This is a genomic window from Njordella aestuarii, from assembly GCF_056494165.1.
Map to the genome: position 1 here is coordinate 1,452,437 of NZ_CM151397.1, position 14,813 is coordinate 1,467,249.

Sequence of the window (14,813 nt, forward strand, 5' to 3'; positions counted from 1 at the left end):
CCGACCAGTTGATGTGGTTTGACAATATGTGTAACCGTGCAACAAGTTTCGAATGAAACTGCTTTCGGAAAAGTTTATTGTTTTGCACTACTCCTGCAGGCAGGGGCAACTCTGATCGACGCGATAGTTTACCGAGATTGATGCATTAGATAGCAGGAAATTCCAGTGGTTTCAATTGAACAATCGGAAATGCGACCAAGTCGACTGCGGTTGTACTTGGAAATGGTCCGGTTCAGCCACACGATATTTGCTATGCCGTTCGCGATTCTTGCGACGGTGTGGAGCGTCGCTTTGGGTTGGACGGAAAGCGGCTGGGAATCCCCTACCCTTTCGCCCCTCCGCTGGCTCGCCGTTGGAATTTGTATGGTCACGGCCAGGAATTTTGCGATGACCGTCAACCGGATCGCGGACCGACAGATTGATGCCGAGAATCCACGAACTTCGATGCGGCATTTGCCAGCCGGGCTCATATCGCTGCGAAACGCCTCGTTTTTCGCCGTTTTAAACGCCGCGGGGTTTATAGCAAGCTGCCTCCTGTTTCTGCCGAACTGGTTGCCGATTGTGTTGGCGGTGCCAGTATTGATCTTCTTGGCGGGCTATAGCTATGCAAAAAGGTTTACGTCAGGAGTTCACTTTTATTTGGGTGTGTCGCTGATGATCGCTCCGGTCTGTGCGTGGTTGGCTTTGCGAGGTGAAATTGTGTTGCAGCAGCCCGCGGACTTGCTACCGGCTGTCTTGCTGGGGGGCGTCGTACTTTTTTGGGTTAGCGGTTTCGACTTAATTTATGCTTGCCAGGACTTTGACTACGACAAATCCCGAGGACTTTATTCGATCCCGGCAAAACTTGGTGTTCAGGGAGCGTTAAGGCTAGCCGCGGTTTTGCATGGTCTTATGCTAATACCAGCCGTTTGCCTGCCGTTTTTGTGCCCGCAGCTAGGATTAAGCTGGTTTTATCTAGCCGGGGTGGCGATTATTGCGGGCGTTTTGATTTACGAGAACTGCATCGTGAATCCGAACGATTTGAGCCGTGTAAATGCAGCTTTTTTTCAAGCAAATGCAATCGTCGGTTTAGTTTTCCTGGTCGCTGGCGGTTTAGATGCGTGGTGGTAGCCACAAAAATTACGATTGAGTGAAGAGCATGAAAAATTTAGATATCCAGGCACGTTTTCGCGAGATACGAAACAAGGTTGAACATGGCGTTCGGCTATCCATGGATGATGGCATATTCCTCTATGAGCCAGACGTATCGCTGCATGCGATTGGCGAATTAGCCGATTTTGTACGGCGTCGCATGCATGGCGACGTTGCGTACTACAACATCAACACGCATCTCAATCCGACTAACGTCTGCATTTATCGTTGTCGCTTTTGTGCCTTCCGATCCGATTTGCGCGATCCGAAGGGTTACGTTTTCACCGATCAACAGATCTTGGACCGCGGGCGCGAGGCCGTCGAAAATGGCTGTACGGAGATGCATATCGTCGGTGGCTTGCATCACCAGTTGGGCTACGACTGGTATCGGGACATGCTAACGTTGCTGCGCGATGCATATCCAAAATTGCACTTGAAGGCTTGGACGGCGGTAGAGATCAGTTGGTTTGAGTTTCTTACCAAACGTTCTGTGCGCGACATTCTAGCTGATCTGCGCGAGGCGGGACTTGGGTCCTTGCCAGGAGGTGGTGCCGAGATTTTTCATCCTGAAGTCCGTGATCAGATTTGTGAACACAAAGCGAACTCGCACAAGTGGATCGAAGTACACCAAACTGCGCACGAGCTGGGGATCAAGAGCAACTGCACGATGTTGTATGGGCATCTGGAGCAAGCGTATCATCGCATCGATCATCTGATGCGGTTGCGGGAACTGCAGGACGTTACGGGCGGTTTCCAAACGTTCATTCCGTTGGCGTTCCATCCTGAAAATACAAAATTGACTGGAATTCGTAAGCCTTCCGCCATGATGGACTTGAGAACGGTGGCCGTTAGCCGGTTGATGTTGGACAACGTACCGCACATCAAAGCGTACTGGATAATGTTGGGAATCGGCACTGCGCAGACGGCGCTTGCTTATGGTGCTGACGACATTGACGGCACGGTGCGGCACGAACTGATCTACCACGATGCTGGAGCGACGACGCCGCAGATGCTGACGGTCGATCAGATCCGCGGTTTAATTTCTGAAGCTGGATTTACGCCGATCGAGCGTGACACGATTTACAACAAGATCGTGCGCAACCCTGATAACTTCTCGGACTGGAGCGTCGGAGAGGCGATAACGACTGAACCAGTTGCCGTTGGGTAGCGTGGCGGGTTAGGCAGACACCTTTACGCGAATTTGCCACCGAGTTTTTCGATGAAGACTCGCATCCATGCTGGATGAGCTGGCCAGGCGGGGGCGGAGACGAGGTTGCCATCGACGTGAACGCTGTCCATGGTCGCTGCGGGTTCGACGTAGCTTCCGCCGGCTTGGCTGACTTCGAATTTTACTGCGGGATAGCAGCTGCACTGGCGACCGTCGAGGACTCCTGCGGCGGCCAGGATTTGGGGGCCGTGGCAGATTGCGGCCACCGGTTTATCGGCTTTGAAGAAATGCCGTACGAGCTCTAGGACTTGGTCGTTCAGCCTCAAATATTCAGGCGCTCTACCGCCGGGCAGGACCAAGGCGTCAAAATTTTCCGGTTGAATTGAGGCAAAATCACCGTTCAACGAAAAACGGTGACCAGGCTTTTCGCTGTAAGTCTGGTAGCCGTCAAAATCGTGAATCGCGGTCGTTACATAATCGCCTGCCTTTTTCCCAGGACAAACTGCCGTACAGTCGTGGCCGACCATTAGTAGCATTTGATATGGCACCATGACTTCGTAGTCTTCGACAAAGTCACCGACGATGAAAAGAATCTTGCGTTTGGTCATCGAATATTCTGAATTCTGGGATGAAAGGGAGGGACTGAGGGCCGTTTTGTCATCAGCTTAACAAATTGGGCAAGTTGTCGCATAGTAACCGGTTCGGAGGGCCGATTTGATTAGGGGTGACCGCGGTTTTGTGGTTGCGATTTAAAGGCTTAGCGGTTATCGTCTTACGCTCTTGAAAACCCAAGATGTGGGAAAAAGTGGCTGTCAGCCGCGAATCCGTTGAGTTTTCTGCTTTAACTTGTTTTTTGACTAGCCGAGCTTTTCCGAGCTCAACTTGCCGAAGGGGAACCTGTGCTGTCGCAATTGCGAAGCATGTGCATGCTGGTCGAGTGTGATGAAAGGTATTTGTGATGGCGAATGAAATCGTCCAGAAATTGATCGAAGCGGGGGCGCATTTTGGCCACCGTGTCAGTCGCTGGAATCCCAAGATGGCGCCGTATATTTACGGCCGCAAGAATCTTATCCACATTATTGATATTCGCGAAACGATTCGCGGTATCCTCCGTGCAAAGAAGTATCTCAGCCAAGTTGCAGGCGGCGGTTCGCTGGTACTGTTTGTTGGCACCAAGCGTCAAGCTTCGGAAGTCGTTGAACGTGAAGCACTGCGTTGCGGCATGCCCTTCGTCAGCGAGCGTTGGTTGGGTGGTGCGTTGACAAACTTCCGCACTATTCGAAATCGTCTGGCTCGTTTGGAAGAACTCGAGCGTATTCTGAACAGCGAAGAACTGAAGTCGTACTCCAAGAAGATGCAGTCGGCTTTGACTCGTGAGCATCGCAAGATCTATCGCAACTTGAACGGTCTGCGAACGATGAACCGCATGCCAGAATGTATTGTTCTGATCGACCCAAACAAAGAACGCAACGCGGTTAAGGAAGCTCGTAAGCTTGGTATCGCAACGGTTGCGTTGATCGATACCGACTGCGATCCGACGATGATCGATTTGCCTATTCCAGGTAACGACGACGGTATTCGCTCGATCGATTTGATCATGAAGCAACTTGCCGACGCTGTATTGGCAGGCAAGGGTAATTCGGCAGAGTTGATCAAGGCTGCGAAGAATTCGACGCAAGCGTCCGATGTCGCTCCTGACAAAGATGCTGAAGCAGCCGAGATGGAAGCTTCGAAGTCGTAGTTACGCCGGTTACTGCATATTTGAATAAATCTTGGGACGCTGCGTTCATTTGAGCGCGGTGAACCCGAAAGACCAGTCCGCGTTTTAGCAAACGCCGCGACGAAATTCGCTCAGCAACTTGTTGAGCACAGCTCAACTTGTGTTGCTCGGCAGCGCTAACACAATCTGTATTGTTTCTGTGAAGTGAAGTGAAGGAAGAGAATGTCAATCTCAGCAAAAGACGTTAATGATTTAAGAAAAGCTTCGGGCGCCGGCATCATGGATTGCAAGGCCGCATTGGCAGAATCAAATGGCGATATGGAAGCGGCCATGGATTACCTTCGTAAGAAGGGGCAAAAGGTTGCAGCCAAACGCGCCGATCGTGAGACGACCGAAGGGGTTGTTGTTGCGACCGTGAACGATGCAGGCTCGACTGGCCAGCTATTGGCATTGAGCTGCGAAACGGACTTCGTTGCGAAGAACGATAGCTTCATCGCACTAGCTAACCAGATCGCCAAGCTTGCTGCAGATAAGAAGTGTTCGGCGAAAGAAGAGATTCTGGCTCTACCTTTCGAAAACGCTACCGTTGGCGAAAAGCTGATCAATCAAACCGGCATTATTGGCGAGAAGATTGAGATTTCGGACTTCCAGACGCTGACTGGCGAAAAGATTGCCTCGTACATTCACGCTGGTAGTAAGATTGGTGTCATCGTTTCCTACAAAGATGGTGGAAACGCTGAAGCTCCTCAGTTCTTCCGCAGCGTCGCAATGCACATCGCTGCGATGAGTCCTTCGATTTTGCGACCAGAAGAATTTGACGAAGCGTTTGTTATCAAGGAAGCGGAAGCCTTGCGTGCACAGTTGATCGCTGAGAACGAAACTAACGCTCGCGAAAACCTTGGCAAGCCCCAAAAGAACGTTCCTCTATACGCGAGCAAGCGACAATTAACTCCAGAAGTTATGAAGCAAGCAGAGGACGCTATCAAGGCCGAACTGAAGGCGGAAGGTAAGCCTGAGAAGATTTGGGACAAGATTATCCCAGGCAAACTAGAACGCTTTGTGGCCGATAACACATTGCTTGACCAGGAGCGATGCCTGCTCAGCCAGTTCTTTGCTTTAGACGACACCAAGACCGTGGAAGCAGCGATCAAAGCGTTCAGCCCGAATGCGGAAATCGTTGCGTTCAAGCGAGTTTCGGTTAGCTAACTAGCAACGCAAGCTGCTAGAAAAACAAATTTGAATAGGCTTCCAGCAATGGAAGCCTATTTTCGTTTGAGGACACGAGTTTGAGCACCACATACAGTTGGCGCGACGTAAAAATCTAAACGGCCGGCGCCGCCGTCTCGTTGATGCCGTCGGCAGAGGCAAGTCGCCAAGCGGTCGCGATTCCTAGCACGAGGAAGATCACATCGATCATTCCAAAGCTATCCATGAATGCTCTCCAAGCCATCTGCGACTTGAACGATGCAGCAAAAGCTTGAACAGACTCGCGATTGGCGGCTGCCTGAGCTTCGCGTTCTGCGGGGGGCATTGCCGTCCAAGCTTCTTTGGCCGATGCCCAGATTTCAGCGGGGTAAGCGTCCTCGATGTTGTCTGAATCTGCCGGTTCAAAGTCGATGTACTTTCCTTCTTCCGCTGCATCGGCAAAAAACTGATCGGCCAGAAGTGAGATCTGCTGCTCGGCAGTCATTGGGCCGTCGGCGAAATCGAGTCCTCCGAAGTCAGCTCCAAAAGCTCGTTCTACTTGCCAGTAGGATCCTACATACTTCCCGGCACAAATCGAAAGGACGGTAATGAGGACTGCCATTGCACCGGCCGACGCTCCTCCACCCCGATGCCCATATGCCACACAAAAACCAACCAAGCCGCCGATTCCCCAGGCAAGGTAACCGATTTCCATGTTTGCATAGACTATCGTTACCGCCCAGGCGATCGCCCCTACGGTGCCGGCGATCAAGCCTAGCATCCAGCCTTTGGCAAAATTCATTTTAAGACTCCGAAAAGACGTTCAAGAAAAAAGTGCACCCGAGTATAAGCAATAAGCTGGTGTCGATTCAATCGGTTGTATCTTATTTTTGAGCTTGGCGTATGAAGTAGTTCAAGCCTCTAATTCAACTTCCTGAAACATCGGAAATCGGGGCAAGAGTGCCTTTTAGCCAAAGTTTCAGGGCTTGACTCTTGTGCAGCACGGATCCTTTGAGGCGCGGTATAAAGCGTGGAGCTGAAGTTTGCCAAACATATTGCGGCACAGCGATCGCTCCAAGTTTCGATTTGTATTCCTCATCCCCACGCATCAAGTCGAAGTTGTTGAACCCACTGGCTAATGCGTCCTGAATGGAAGCAAGATTCATCAACGTGCCAGGTCGATGTTCAGCCATTTTTGGTGACATGCCTACTAAATAGATGCAAACTGTTTTTTCAAATTTGGCACCTATTGCACCTGAGGCGATCTGGCCGTCGATTTCTAACAACATGGAGTACCAGTTGCCTTGGCTCCACATCCGATCGAACGCTGATGACAAGAAGTTCGAGAACCCTTCGTGGGCAACGCAGCTGGCGGTTCCTTTCGACTTCCAACGTTGATCATGCATTTCAGTGATGAACGTCAGCTGCCGTTTGGCTTCCTCATAGTCCGAGGCAAATTGCACTTGTGCACGACCAGTTTGAAAATACTGGCGGTCGAGCTTTCGGAAATGAGCTCGATACTTAGTTGACCGAGCTTGCAGATATTCCTCCCAGGTTCCAGGAAGCGGAATCGACCAGCAATTTTGATCGCGCAGCTCACTTAACGAGCCGTCAAAGTAATGACGCAAATCTTGCAAGAAGCTTCGCATGGTTGGGCTTGCCATTCGCACACCTTCCAGTTGCAGATAATCCCATTCTCCAGCCGCTCCAGTTGCGTGCAAATGGTCTACGATTGCGCGGGAGACATCCGGCCGGTGAACCGCAGCCGTCTGCAGTTGCATGTCGTCGGAGCAGGCTTTCCCGCTGCCGATGAAAGAGAGCAATCGGCCACGAATTGGATCGTTTTGCAGGTAGAGAGGCAAATAGCCGATCACGCGATCATCCTCTTGGGCACGCAGGATGTAAAGCTGCTTGTCTGACGTTTGATAACAATCCCACCAGCTTCGAAGCCAGTTGTAGCTGCGTGTAAAATACGTGCCTGCAAGCTGATCGAACTGAGGGGCTTCGTCGGCCCAAGCTCTAACGTCTGTAATGGTAGTTACGGTGATCACTTTTTATACTGTTCGACGATTCAAGATTAGAACTGGAAGTAGAGAAATGGGCTTTCGGCATCGAAACGCAGGATGCAAAACCATAGTAGTCCGGCCACTGCGATTGCTGATCGCAATGTTGCCTTTGGTTGGAACTGTGAAGCGTTGGGAGAAAACCAGCAAACGCCGAGCGACGCTGTTAGTATGAAAATGCTAAAATACGATATGCTTTCCGGCTGTAAACCAAAACCTTGAAGTCCGATCAGTGCTGCCGCCCAGTGTTCTGCCATTTGCAAATCGAGCGAACGGAACAGCATCCAACCGAATATTACGCAGAAGAAAGTCAGTGCTGTGGCAATCGGCCGGTGCATTTGAAAAGAGACTTGGGAACGATAGATTGCATAGCTCACCAGAAGCAAGCCGTGGTAAGCGCCCCACAACACAAAAGTCCACCCAGCCCCATGCCAGAGACCGCCCAAGAGCATGACAATGAGCAAATTTCTTAGGGATAGCAGGCGTCCATATCGATTTCCACCCAAGGGGATGTATAGATAGTCCCGCAAGAACGTGGACAGCGTGATATGCCACCGACGCCAGAAATCTTGGATGTTGACAGCTTTGTAAGGCGAGTTGAAGTTCGTGGGAAATATGAATCCGAGGAAGAATCCCAAACCGATAGCCATATTGCTGTACCCTGCAAAATCAAAGTACAGCTGAATGGAATAACCTATCAAAGCGAACCATGCAGTTGCGAACTGCAAAGACGTGGTATCACTTAGTAGTGGGTTGATCGCTGCCGCAATTGTGTCGGCAACGAGGATTTTTTGCGACATTCCAATCACGAAAAACCAGATCCCCAATGATATCTGGCGCCAGTCGACCTTGCACGCCAAATTGGTCATTTGCTCTTCGATATCTTTATAACGAACGATTGGTCCGGCAATTAGCTGCGGGAACATCGACACGTATGCTGCAAAATGCAAGAGCGATGTGGCGGGCCTAATTTCTCGCCGATAAAGATCGATCGAGTAAGTCAGGGTTTGAAAAGTGTAAAAGCTGATGCCGATTGGCAGCGCAATCTGAGGGACATGAATGGCATCTCCGGTGCGTAGGAACATGAGAACGGCGTTCAGCGATTCGGCAAAGAAACCGCTGTACTTGAAATAACCCAGCATGCCAAGATTGCTTATGAGCGATGTTCCAAGCCAAAACTTTCGTTTCCATGGTTTAATCTCTCCGTGCAGTCGTCGCCCGACTTCATAGTCGACGACTGTAGAAATTGCAAGGAGGATAACGTATTCCCAGCGATTCCAGCCGTAGAACAAGTAGCTTGCGAAAACGAGAACCGATAGCCGTAGCGATGGCTTGGATGCGAGCGACCACCAAGCGGCAAGAACTGCTGGAAGAAACACGAGCATGAAGATATAACTATTGAAGAGCATATTTTTGTGCCCCTTCGTCATTCATCAGCAAACGCGAGATCATGCGTCGCGTATTCTTCTCGCTCGGGTGAATGCCATCAAAGAACTCGGCTGCGTCGCCTTCAAAGTTCGCAATATTGCTGAAATTTTTGTAGGTCACTGAGTCGCCCTCGCATAGCTGCGAAAGGTAGTCGTCCAATTCTGCTTCCCGCGCAGTATAATGCGTCGCGGCGGTCAGAGTGGTCTGCAGTTGCGGGTGGTTTGGCGTGATGAAAAGATAGACTTTGCAACCATTGTCAGCAAGCAACCTTACAGTCGTCTGAAGCCAGTGCAAACGACTGGAGGAGAGGCGATCAAAGTTTTGGAAGATTCGTTTGTACTCAGCGCAGTTGAAGTCGATTGCGGCTTGAAAATCGTATCGCCCCTGGCTGATTTCCGTTTCGCGTTGGTGATAGACAATAAGACCGTCATCACGAAATGATTCAACCGCACCTACTTGAGTTTGGCTGAGACCTCGCACAACTGATTTCACACTTGCCGTCGACTGCTGGTAGCTGAATAGATCGCTGAATCGCTGGAAACGAAAACTCAGTGAAGCGACCTCAGGGATGTTGTTCGTTAACTCGGGGGTGTTGAATAGGCCTTTATCAGGCGGAATGTGCTCATTGAAAGCAGCGACATCGAGACCGATGATGGCAATCTTCGGGAAACTCTGGTGCGATTGTTTGTAAAATCGAGTCCAGGCTAAAAAGTCTTCGGGACGACCATAGGTTACTCCAGCATTGAAGAACTGTTGGCCGGTGAGTTGTTGTAGATAGTCTGGCTCGAACTTCAGCACACGTGACGAACCCAAAATAATGCCAGTCGGCGGAACTTTGGCTCGTTTGAACGACTCGACTTTTTCCGTTCGAGTCAGCTGGATAGCCGGAGGGAGAACAGCGGTGCCGTATTGTGCGAATGGGTCGACAAGGGTATTCAGTGTGGCTACCAACAGCAAACCTGTGAGCAGCAGCGACCCAACGACACAGCAAAATTTGCGTGGCGAAAGCTCTTTGGTAAACGCCAGGGAGAGCGTCCCGATCCAAGACCGAATATTTGACCTTCTCGCGGGCAGCACTTTTTTTTCAGAGTACGAGTTTGTTTATGAGGGGCACGATGGAAGGCGGGATAAACATTTCCGCGCATTTCGGTACCGAAACGTAGGCCATTTTCATTTTCCGCGGCACAGAATAGTCGCAAAAGACAGATCAAGAAGATTGCGGTCGACGACGAGAACTGGCAAAATCGTTAAATTCGTCACAAAACAATATGTAGACCAGCTGTTATAATGAGTTGGCTGCTTTGCCCACTTCATACGGACTGTGAACACAGTTCGAACTTTGATGTGGTCGACATCGGTGAATCGTTACGTGTTTCACTAGATTTCGTATTGCCATTGGCGGCAGATCATAGGACTTCGCACAAAGAGTTGGCGAAGTGTGCAACTCAAGTAGGATTTAGAGTGAGCCAGTTATGAAAGTTCGAAGTTTCACAGTACTAATTACCTTGTTTAGCTTAGGGCTAGGTGGCTGCGTGGAAGTGGCTTCCGAGTCGGTCGTCTCTGATGGTAGCAAAGCGACAGCCGAGCCGTTCGGGAGCGTAGATGCACGCGACGAAGCTAATGAATCTGCAGCTATATCGACAAAGGAAGTAACGCCGATGGTTTCCAAAAAAACTATGCCCCGCTACAACGAACTGACCGCCGAGGAAGAACGCGTCATTATTCATAAAGGAACTGAGCGAGCGTACAAAGGCGAATATACCGATTTGAAGGCGGAAGGCACCTTTATTTGTCGACAGTGCAATGCCCCGCTTTATACTTCAGAAGCTAAGTTCGACAGCCATTGTGGTTGGCCGTCGTTTGATGATCAGTTGGGAGATGCGGTTAAGCAGCTCCCTGATCCCGACGGATACCGCGTCGAGATTGTCTGCTCCAATTGTGAAGGGCATCTCGGGCACGTGTTTACAGGTGAGCGGATGACGGCGAAGAATACGCGGCACTGCGTGAATTCAATCTCCGTCAAATTTATCCCAAAGGGTGATGAGCTTCCCAAAGTTATACGAGCCGAAGACGAGGCGACCGAATAAACTGCAGTTCAGTGCAAACGCTGGTTCTGTTCTTACTGAGCAAGCCGATAGATTTCCGCAGACCCTGCCGTAAACACTAGTTCTGCATCGTGATCCGTGTCGGGATCATGGTGGAGGCGATCGATGACGAGATATCTCGGCGCTCGATCAGACATGGCAGTAATTACAGGCTGCGGCTGGTTCTGATGATAATAGAAATGGAGAGGCGGTCCTTCCGGAACTCCTGCCACGACTTGCTCCCATGCAATATCGTTCGTAAGGAGATAGTTTGCACATTCGGCGGACGATGGCGCGTAGCCCGTTTCTTGATAGCGGGAAATCGGCTGCACTAACAGGTAAATTAAGGCCATCACAACCATTGCTGTCGTTGAAAAAATGCTCCACGCAAAGCGAACATTGAGCGAGCGATGTTGTGCTAGCCGTCGATTCCAGGCATGCGTCCAAAGTGCGAAAAATGGGACAAGGAAAAGCCAAGTTCGTTCGTATGGAATAACTCTTAACATTGTTATGGAAAAGAGTCCCACGAGCAATAGGCAGGCGGTTAGTCCGATAACTCGAATGGTGCCCGATGGACGATCAGAGCTTCGCAGGTCCAGAAAAATAGTGAGTCCTACGAGTCCACTTAGCAGAAGAATCAAGATCGGGGGAATGTCTTGGAATAAAGCAGCTGTAGATTGTTGAACGTGCGCAACAATTTGTTCGCTGAAAGTAGCTATCGGTCGCGAGGCTACAAATTTGTTGGCCGTGATCGACTGGAAACCATTTGATGCTGCGACTACGGGCGAGTACAAAAAGGCTGTGAATGCGACCGTGGATGCGAGAAGCGGAAATGCTGCAGTTTTCAGTGATGTTGAAAAGGAACGGTGAGCTTCTTGACTAAGAGTCACGTAGAGCACGATGCCTAAAACGGGGATGATCGATGTTGGGATACAAAAATTGGCAGCCGCGGCGATGAATCCGAAAATGAGAACGCGATTAGGTGTCCAGGAGCTTCGTTGGTGGCAGAGCAGAGCAAGCAATGTGACCAATAAAGTTGCCAGTGTGTAGCCTCTTCCATTTACGCTAAAGAACACATGGTATGGCCAGAATGCTACCAGAACTGCGGGCAGAAAGCCGCGCGACTGGAAAGTGATTTGAGCGACGAAGAAGACTGCCGGTACCGTTAGAATGCCAGCCAAGAAGGCGGGAAGACGAACTGACCACTCGTGCATGCCTAACAAAATGGTGCTCAGTTTGGCCAGCAGCGTATACAAAACATGATTGTTTGGATCGCTGTAGTGGAAAACGAAAAGTGGTGATTGCGCGATGTATTGATTGACCGTATAAGCTTCGTCGTACCGCAGTGGATCGTGCAGGAAGTAAATTCGAATGAAGGTTGCGATCAAAGTGGCTAGCACGACCTTCGTTGCATTTCGAGCGGTTGAGAATTCTTCCCAAACAATTCGTATGAGTTCTTTCAATTCGTTAGTCATGCGGCCCGGGATGCGGGATAGCCATGCGACCGAAGACTTATAGGACACGACTTTCGTTTCGGATACGACTGCCGCGACCAGTGCACAAGCCGCATAAAACGAGAAGACTTGCGGTAATCCTCGGCTAAAGTCACTCCATAGAGCGGAAGGATAGATCCTATTCAGTAAGAATCCATGCACTGCGGGGAAAGCCAGAAAGGCTAATAACGCGGCCGACATGAGCCAAAAAAGTCGCTCTTTGGTTCTTGCGAGCTTGGTCATTTGCGAATGTTGGCGATCTCTAGTAGAACATCAATTTCAATCTCGTACGAATATAGCATTAAACGACCGGTGATTCAGGTAGTTGATTGACTAGATGGAACTGAAACTAGCTGGGCAAGCCGGTAAGGCTGGAGTGGATCTGGAAATATGCAAGAGTCTGTAGAAATTGAAGGCGTACAGCTTTCGCTAAGCAAGCCGATTATAGACGAAACCGAATGGATCGGTCAGCATGAAGTGCTGCGGCAGCTGTCGGCGTGTTGGATTACGGTTGATGCGAAAGATCAGCCCCTTACACCACGATTGGTCGGAGTTCCGGGGATCGGCAAGACGGCATTGGGCATGGCTGCAGCAAAGCAGCGAGAGCAACCGCTCTATATATTCCAGTGCACGGCGGATACGAGGCCTGAGGATTTGTTGATCACGCCCGTGTTGGCGCAGAATGGTAAGATTGCTTACCACGCATCGCCACTGGTAACCGCCATGATCAAAGGTGGAATATGTTTGCTGGACGAGGGAAACCGCATGAACGAAAAGTCGTGGGCTTCCCTAGCTCCGTTGCTAGATCATCGCCGCTATATTGAATCGATTGTGGCAGGGGTAAGCATTCGGGCGTCGAAAGATTTTCGATGTGCGGTAACCATGAATCAGGACGATTCGACTTACGAGATCCCCGATTACATTCTTAGCCGCCTGCAGCCGACCTTGCAGATCGCCTTTCCAACGCGGGACGACGAGCTTCGGATCCTTCAGTACCATTTGCCGTTTGCTCCGGCAGAAATGCTTAACTTGACCGTAGATTTCCTGCAGCAGTCGCATTCGCTGCGGTTAGATTTTTCTGCGCGGGACGGGATTCAAGTATTGCGATATGCACTGAAGCGACTTGCCCAGTCAGCCGATCATCCGATTGCGCACGACGCGGCGTGGCGAGAATCGTTGCATGCTTGTCTGGGCGACGAGGCTTTGGATCTAGAAGCATCTGCCAGACGAAAGTCACAGTCTTTGGGAAGCGATTCGCTTTCGCTTGGGCTGGGAGACTTCTTTATGGATGATGATGATCCTATGCACCCAGGCTAGCTTCCTAAACAATAGGCCCAAACAACCAATCGATTGTTTGGGCAGTTTTTATTGTTCTATCAAGCAAACAAATCAAAATCAGCTGTGTGCGTGGACGTTTTCGCGGCACTTAATCAGCAAGTCACGGGTAGCACGAATACCGGCGGCTTCGTCCAAGCGGCTGCCTTCATATTCGACACCGATGTAACCGTGGTAGCCGGCTTCCATAACGATGTCGATCATCTTCTGGAAGTCGATCTTTGTCTCGTTGCCTTCCGCATCAAAGTCGTAGCTTTTTGCGCTAACCGCTTTGGCTAACGGCATCAAGTCGGTAACGCCTTGATAGCGATCATACTCATAGAAATTGCCGAAATCGGGAAGCGTTCCACAGTTAGGCATTTCCGTCATGCGAATGGTCTTGGAAAGCCATTCGCCGTTGCTGCTAAGTCCGCCGTGATTTTCGACGATAACATTTATTTCCATCGGAGCAGCGAATTCGCTCAGTTTGCGAAGTCCGTCAGCGGCAAGCTTCATGCCTTCTTCGAAATCAGCTTTCGTGGCAGCGTTTACGCGGATACTGTGACAACCGAGGAATTTTGCTGCTTCCACCCATTTGTAATGGTTCTCGACGGCTTTCTTTCGTTCTGCGTCGTCTTTGTTTCCGAGTTCACCCTCTCCGTCGACCATTATCAGCAGGCTCTGCACGCCGTGGTCTTCCGCGCGAGTTTTCAAATCTTGCAGAGTCTTCTTGTCTTCGCCCTTGCCGCTGTAAAACTGATTCACATACTCGATGCCTGTAATGTCATACTCAGTTTTCGCAATCTTTGCAAAGTCCATCGGATCAAGTTGCTTGCCGAAGAATGACTTGTGCAACGACCATTGTGCCAAGGATATTTTGAACGCTTCCTTGTCATCGTCGGCGAAAAGTTCTTTGTTAAACCCGAAAGAAGCTAAACCAGCCATTGCAGCCGAGCAATAAGCGGAGTTGCGTAGGAATTTGCGACGGTCGAGCGATGTACTAAACATGGAAGGGGGCCTTCAATAGGTGGGGGAAAACTCGTAACTGTGCAACACGACGAAGATAACTGCGGTTGCCTGCCGGAATCAGAAATTATAGCGCAAGCCAAGTCATTCTGCGAGCGGGCGCTAGAACCTCAATAACGATTTTACACTCGTTCATTTGGGCAAAAGCGCAACAAAAACGGCTCATCCGATAGATGAGCCGAGTTGATTTGTTGCCAACCA

13 protein-coding genes are annotated in these 14,813 nt (G+C 50.3%); 6 read left to right on the forward strand and 7 right to left on the reverse strand.

Annotated features, from left to right (window positions below; genetic code table 11):
• Positions 1-189: 189 nt before the first annotated feature.
• Positions 190-1,110 (forward strand): UbiA-like polyprenyltransferase, encoded by a 921-nt coding sequence (locus SH451x_RS05600; protein ID WP_479361461.1) that lies wholly within the window; start codon positions 190-192, stop codon positions 1,108-1,110.
• Between the two features lie 28 nt (positions 1,111-1,138).
• The gene (mqnE, locus tag SH451x_RS05605) at positions 1,139-2,299 is read left to right on the forward strand and encodes an aminofutalosine synthase MqnE (protein ID WP_479361462.1); all 1,161 of its coding nucleotides are present in this window, start codon (positions 1,139-1,141) and stop codon (positions 2,297-2,299) included.
• Between the two features lie 23 nt (positions 2,300-2,322).
• Here the strand turns inward: mqnE and SH451x_RS05610 are convergent, their stop codons facing one another.
• Positions 2,323-2,907, reverse strand: coding sequence for a DJ-1/PfpI family protein (locus SH451x_RS05610; protein ID WP_479361463.1), 585 nt, complete (start codon positions 2,905-2,907; stop codon positions 2,323-2,325).
• Positions 2,908-3,257: 350 nt separating this feature from the next.
• Between SH451x_RS05610 and rpsB the strand changes: the two genes are divergently transcribed.
• Both rpsB and tsf read left to right on the forward strand, forming a co-directional pair.
• Complete coding sequence (gene rpsB / locus SH451x_RS05615; RefSeq protein ID WP_479361464.1) at positions 3,258-4,040, forward strand: 30S ribosomal protein S2; 783 nt, start codon at positions 3,258-3,260, stop codon at positions 4,038-4,040.
• Between the two features lie 201 nt (positions 4,041-4,241).
• Positions 4,242-5,225: a translation elongation factor Ts gene (gene tsf, locus SH451x_RS05620; RefSeq protein ID WP_479361465.1), complete on the forward strand. Its 984-nt coding sequence runs from the start codon at positions 4,242-4,244 to the stop codon at positions 5,223-5,225.
• 115 nt (positions 5,226-5,340) lie between these two features.
• Here the strand turns inward: tsf and SH451x_RS05625 are convergent, their stop codons facing one another.
• From SH451x_RS05625 to SH451x_RS05640, 4 genes are all read right to left on the reverse strand, one after another.
• Positions 5,341-6,006: a hypothetical protein gene (locus SH451x_RS05625; protein ID WP_479361466.1), complete on the reverse strand. Its 666-nt coding sequence runs from the start codon at positions 6,004-6,006 to the stop codon at positions 5,341-5,343.
• Positions 6,007-6,130: 124 nt separating this feature from the next.
• Entirely contained in the window at positions 6,131-7,255 is a 1,125-nt protein-coding gene (locus SH451x_RS05630; RefSeq protein WP_479361467.1) for a GNAT family N-acetyltransferase, read from the reverse strand.
• 26 nt (positions 7,256-7,281) lie between these two features.
• The gene (locus SH451x_RS05635; protein WP_479361468.1) at positions 7,282-8,676 is read right to left on the reverse strand and encodes an MBOAT family O-acyltransferase; all 1,395 of its coding nucleotides are present in this window, start codon (positions 8,674-8,676) and stop codon (positions 7,282-7,284) included.
• Positions 8,663-9,772: a hypothetical protein gene (locus SH451x_RS05640; RefSeq protein WP_479361469.1), complete on the reverse strand. Its 1,110-nt coding sequence runs from the start codon at positions 9,770-9,772 to the stop codon at positions 8,663-8,665. Before SH451x_RS05640 ends, SH451x_RS05635 begins: the two co-directional genes overlap by 14 nt.
• A 395-nt stretch (positions 9,773-10,167) precedes the next feature.
• On the opposite strand from SH451x_RS05640, the gene SH451x_RS05645 reads away from it, so the two are divergent.
• The gene (locus SH451x_RS05645) at positions 10,168-10,782 is read left to right on the forward strand and encodes a methionine-R-sulfoxide reductase (RefSeq protein WP_479361470.1); all 615 of its coding nucleotides are present in this window, start codon (positions 10,168-10,170) and stop codon (positions 10,780-10,782) included.
• 32 nt (positions 10,783-10,814) lie between these two features.
• Here the strand turns inward: SH451x_RS05645 and SH451x_RS05650 are convergent, their stop codons facing one another.
• A complete protein-coding gene (locus tag SH451x_RS05650) occupies positions 10,815-12,515 on the reverse strand; it encodes a glycosyltransferase family 39 protein (protein WP_479361471.1) in 1,701 nt (566 codons plus the stop codon).
• Between the two features lie 147 nt (positions 12,516-12,662).
• Here SH451x_RS05650 and SH451x_RS05655 point away from each other — a divergent pair, with 147 nt between their 5' ends.
• Complete coding sequence (locus SH451x_RS05655; protein WP_479361472.1) at positions 12,663-13,589, forward strand: AAA family ATPase; 927 nt, start codon at positions 12,663-12,665, stop codon at positions 13,587-13,589.
• 78 nt (positions 13,590-13,667) lie between these two features.
• Here SH451x_RS05655 and SH451x_RS05660 read toward each other — a convergent pair whose 3' ends face one another.
• Positions 13,668-14,594 carry a sugar phosphate isomerase/epimerase family protein gene (locus SH451x_RS05660; protein ID WP_479361473.1) on the reverse strand — a complete coding sequence of 309 codons (927 nt, stop codon included), beginning with the start codon at positions 14,592-14,594 and terminating at the stop codon, positions 13,668-13,670.
• Between the last annotated feature and the right edge of the window lie 219 nt (positions 14,595-14,813).

What these genes read in the sequence shown, in the direction of transcription:
- SH451x_RS05645 (WP_479361470.1), top strand. Translation starts at nt 10,168, where the DNA reads ATGAAAGTTCGAAGTTTCACAGTACTAATTACCTTGTTTAGCTTAGGG.
- SH451x_RS05600 (WP_479361461.1), top strand. Translation starts at nt 190, where the DNA reads ATGCGACCAAGTCGACTGCGGTTGTACTTGGAAATGGTCCGGTTCAGC.
- tsf (WP_479361465.1), top strand. Translation starts at nt 4,242, where the DNA reads ATGTCAATCTCAGCAAAAGACGTTAATGATTTAAGAAAAGCTTCGGGC.
- SH451x_RS05660 (WP_479361473.1), bottom strand. Translation starts at nt 14,594, where the DNA reads ATGTTTAGTACATCGCTCGACCGTCGCAAATTCCTACGCAACTCCGCT.
- rpsB (WP_479361464.1), top strand. Translation starts at nt 3,258, where the DNA reads ATGGCGAATGAAATCGTCCAGAAATTGATCGAAGCGGGGGCGCATTTT.
- SH451x_RS05650 (WP_479361471.1), bottom strand. Translation starts at nt 12,515, where the DNA reads ATGACCAAGCTCGCAAGAACCAAAGAGCGACTTTTTTGGCTCATGTCG.
- SH451x_RS05655 (WP_479361472.1), top strand. Translation starts at nt 12,663, where the DNA reads ATGCAAGAGTCTGTAGAAATTGAAGGCGTACAGCTTTCGCTAAGCAAG.
- SH451x_RS05610 (WP_479361463.1), bottom strand. Translation starts at nt 2,907, where the DNA reads ATGACCAAACGCAAGATTCTTTTCATCGTCGGTGACTTTGTCGAAGAC.
- mqnE (WP_479361462.1), top strand. Translation starts at nt 1,139, where the DNA reads ATGAAAAATTTAGATATCCAGGCACGTTTTCGCGAGATACGAAACAAG.
- SH451x_RS05625 (WP_479361466.1), bottom strand. Translation starts at nt 6,006, where the DNA reads ATGAATTTTGCCAAAGGCTGGATGCTAGGCTTGATCGCCGGCACCGTA.
- SH451x_RS05635 (WP_479361468.1), bottom strand. Translation starts at nt 8,676, where the DNA reads ATGCTCTTCAATAGTTATATCTTCATGCTCGTGTTTCTTCCAGCAGTT.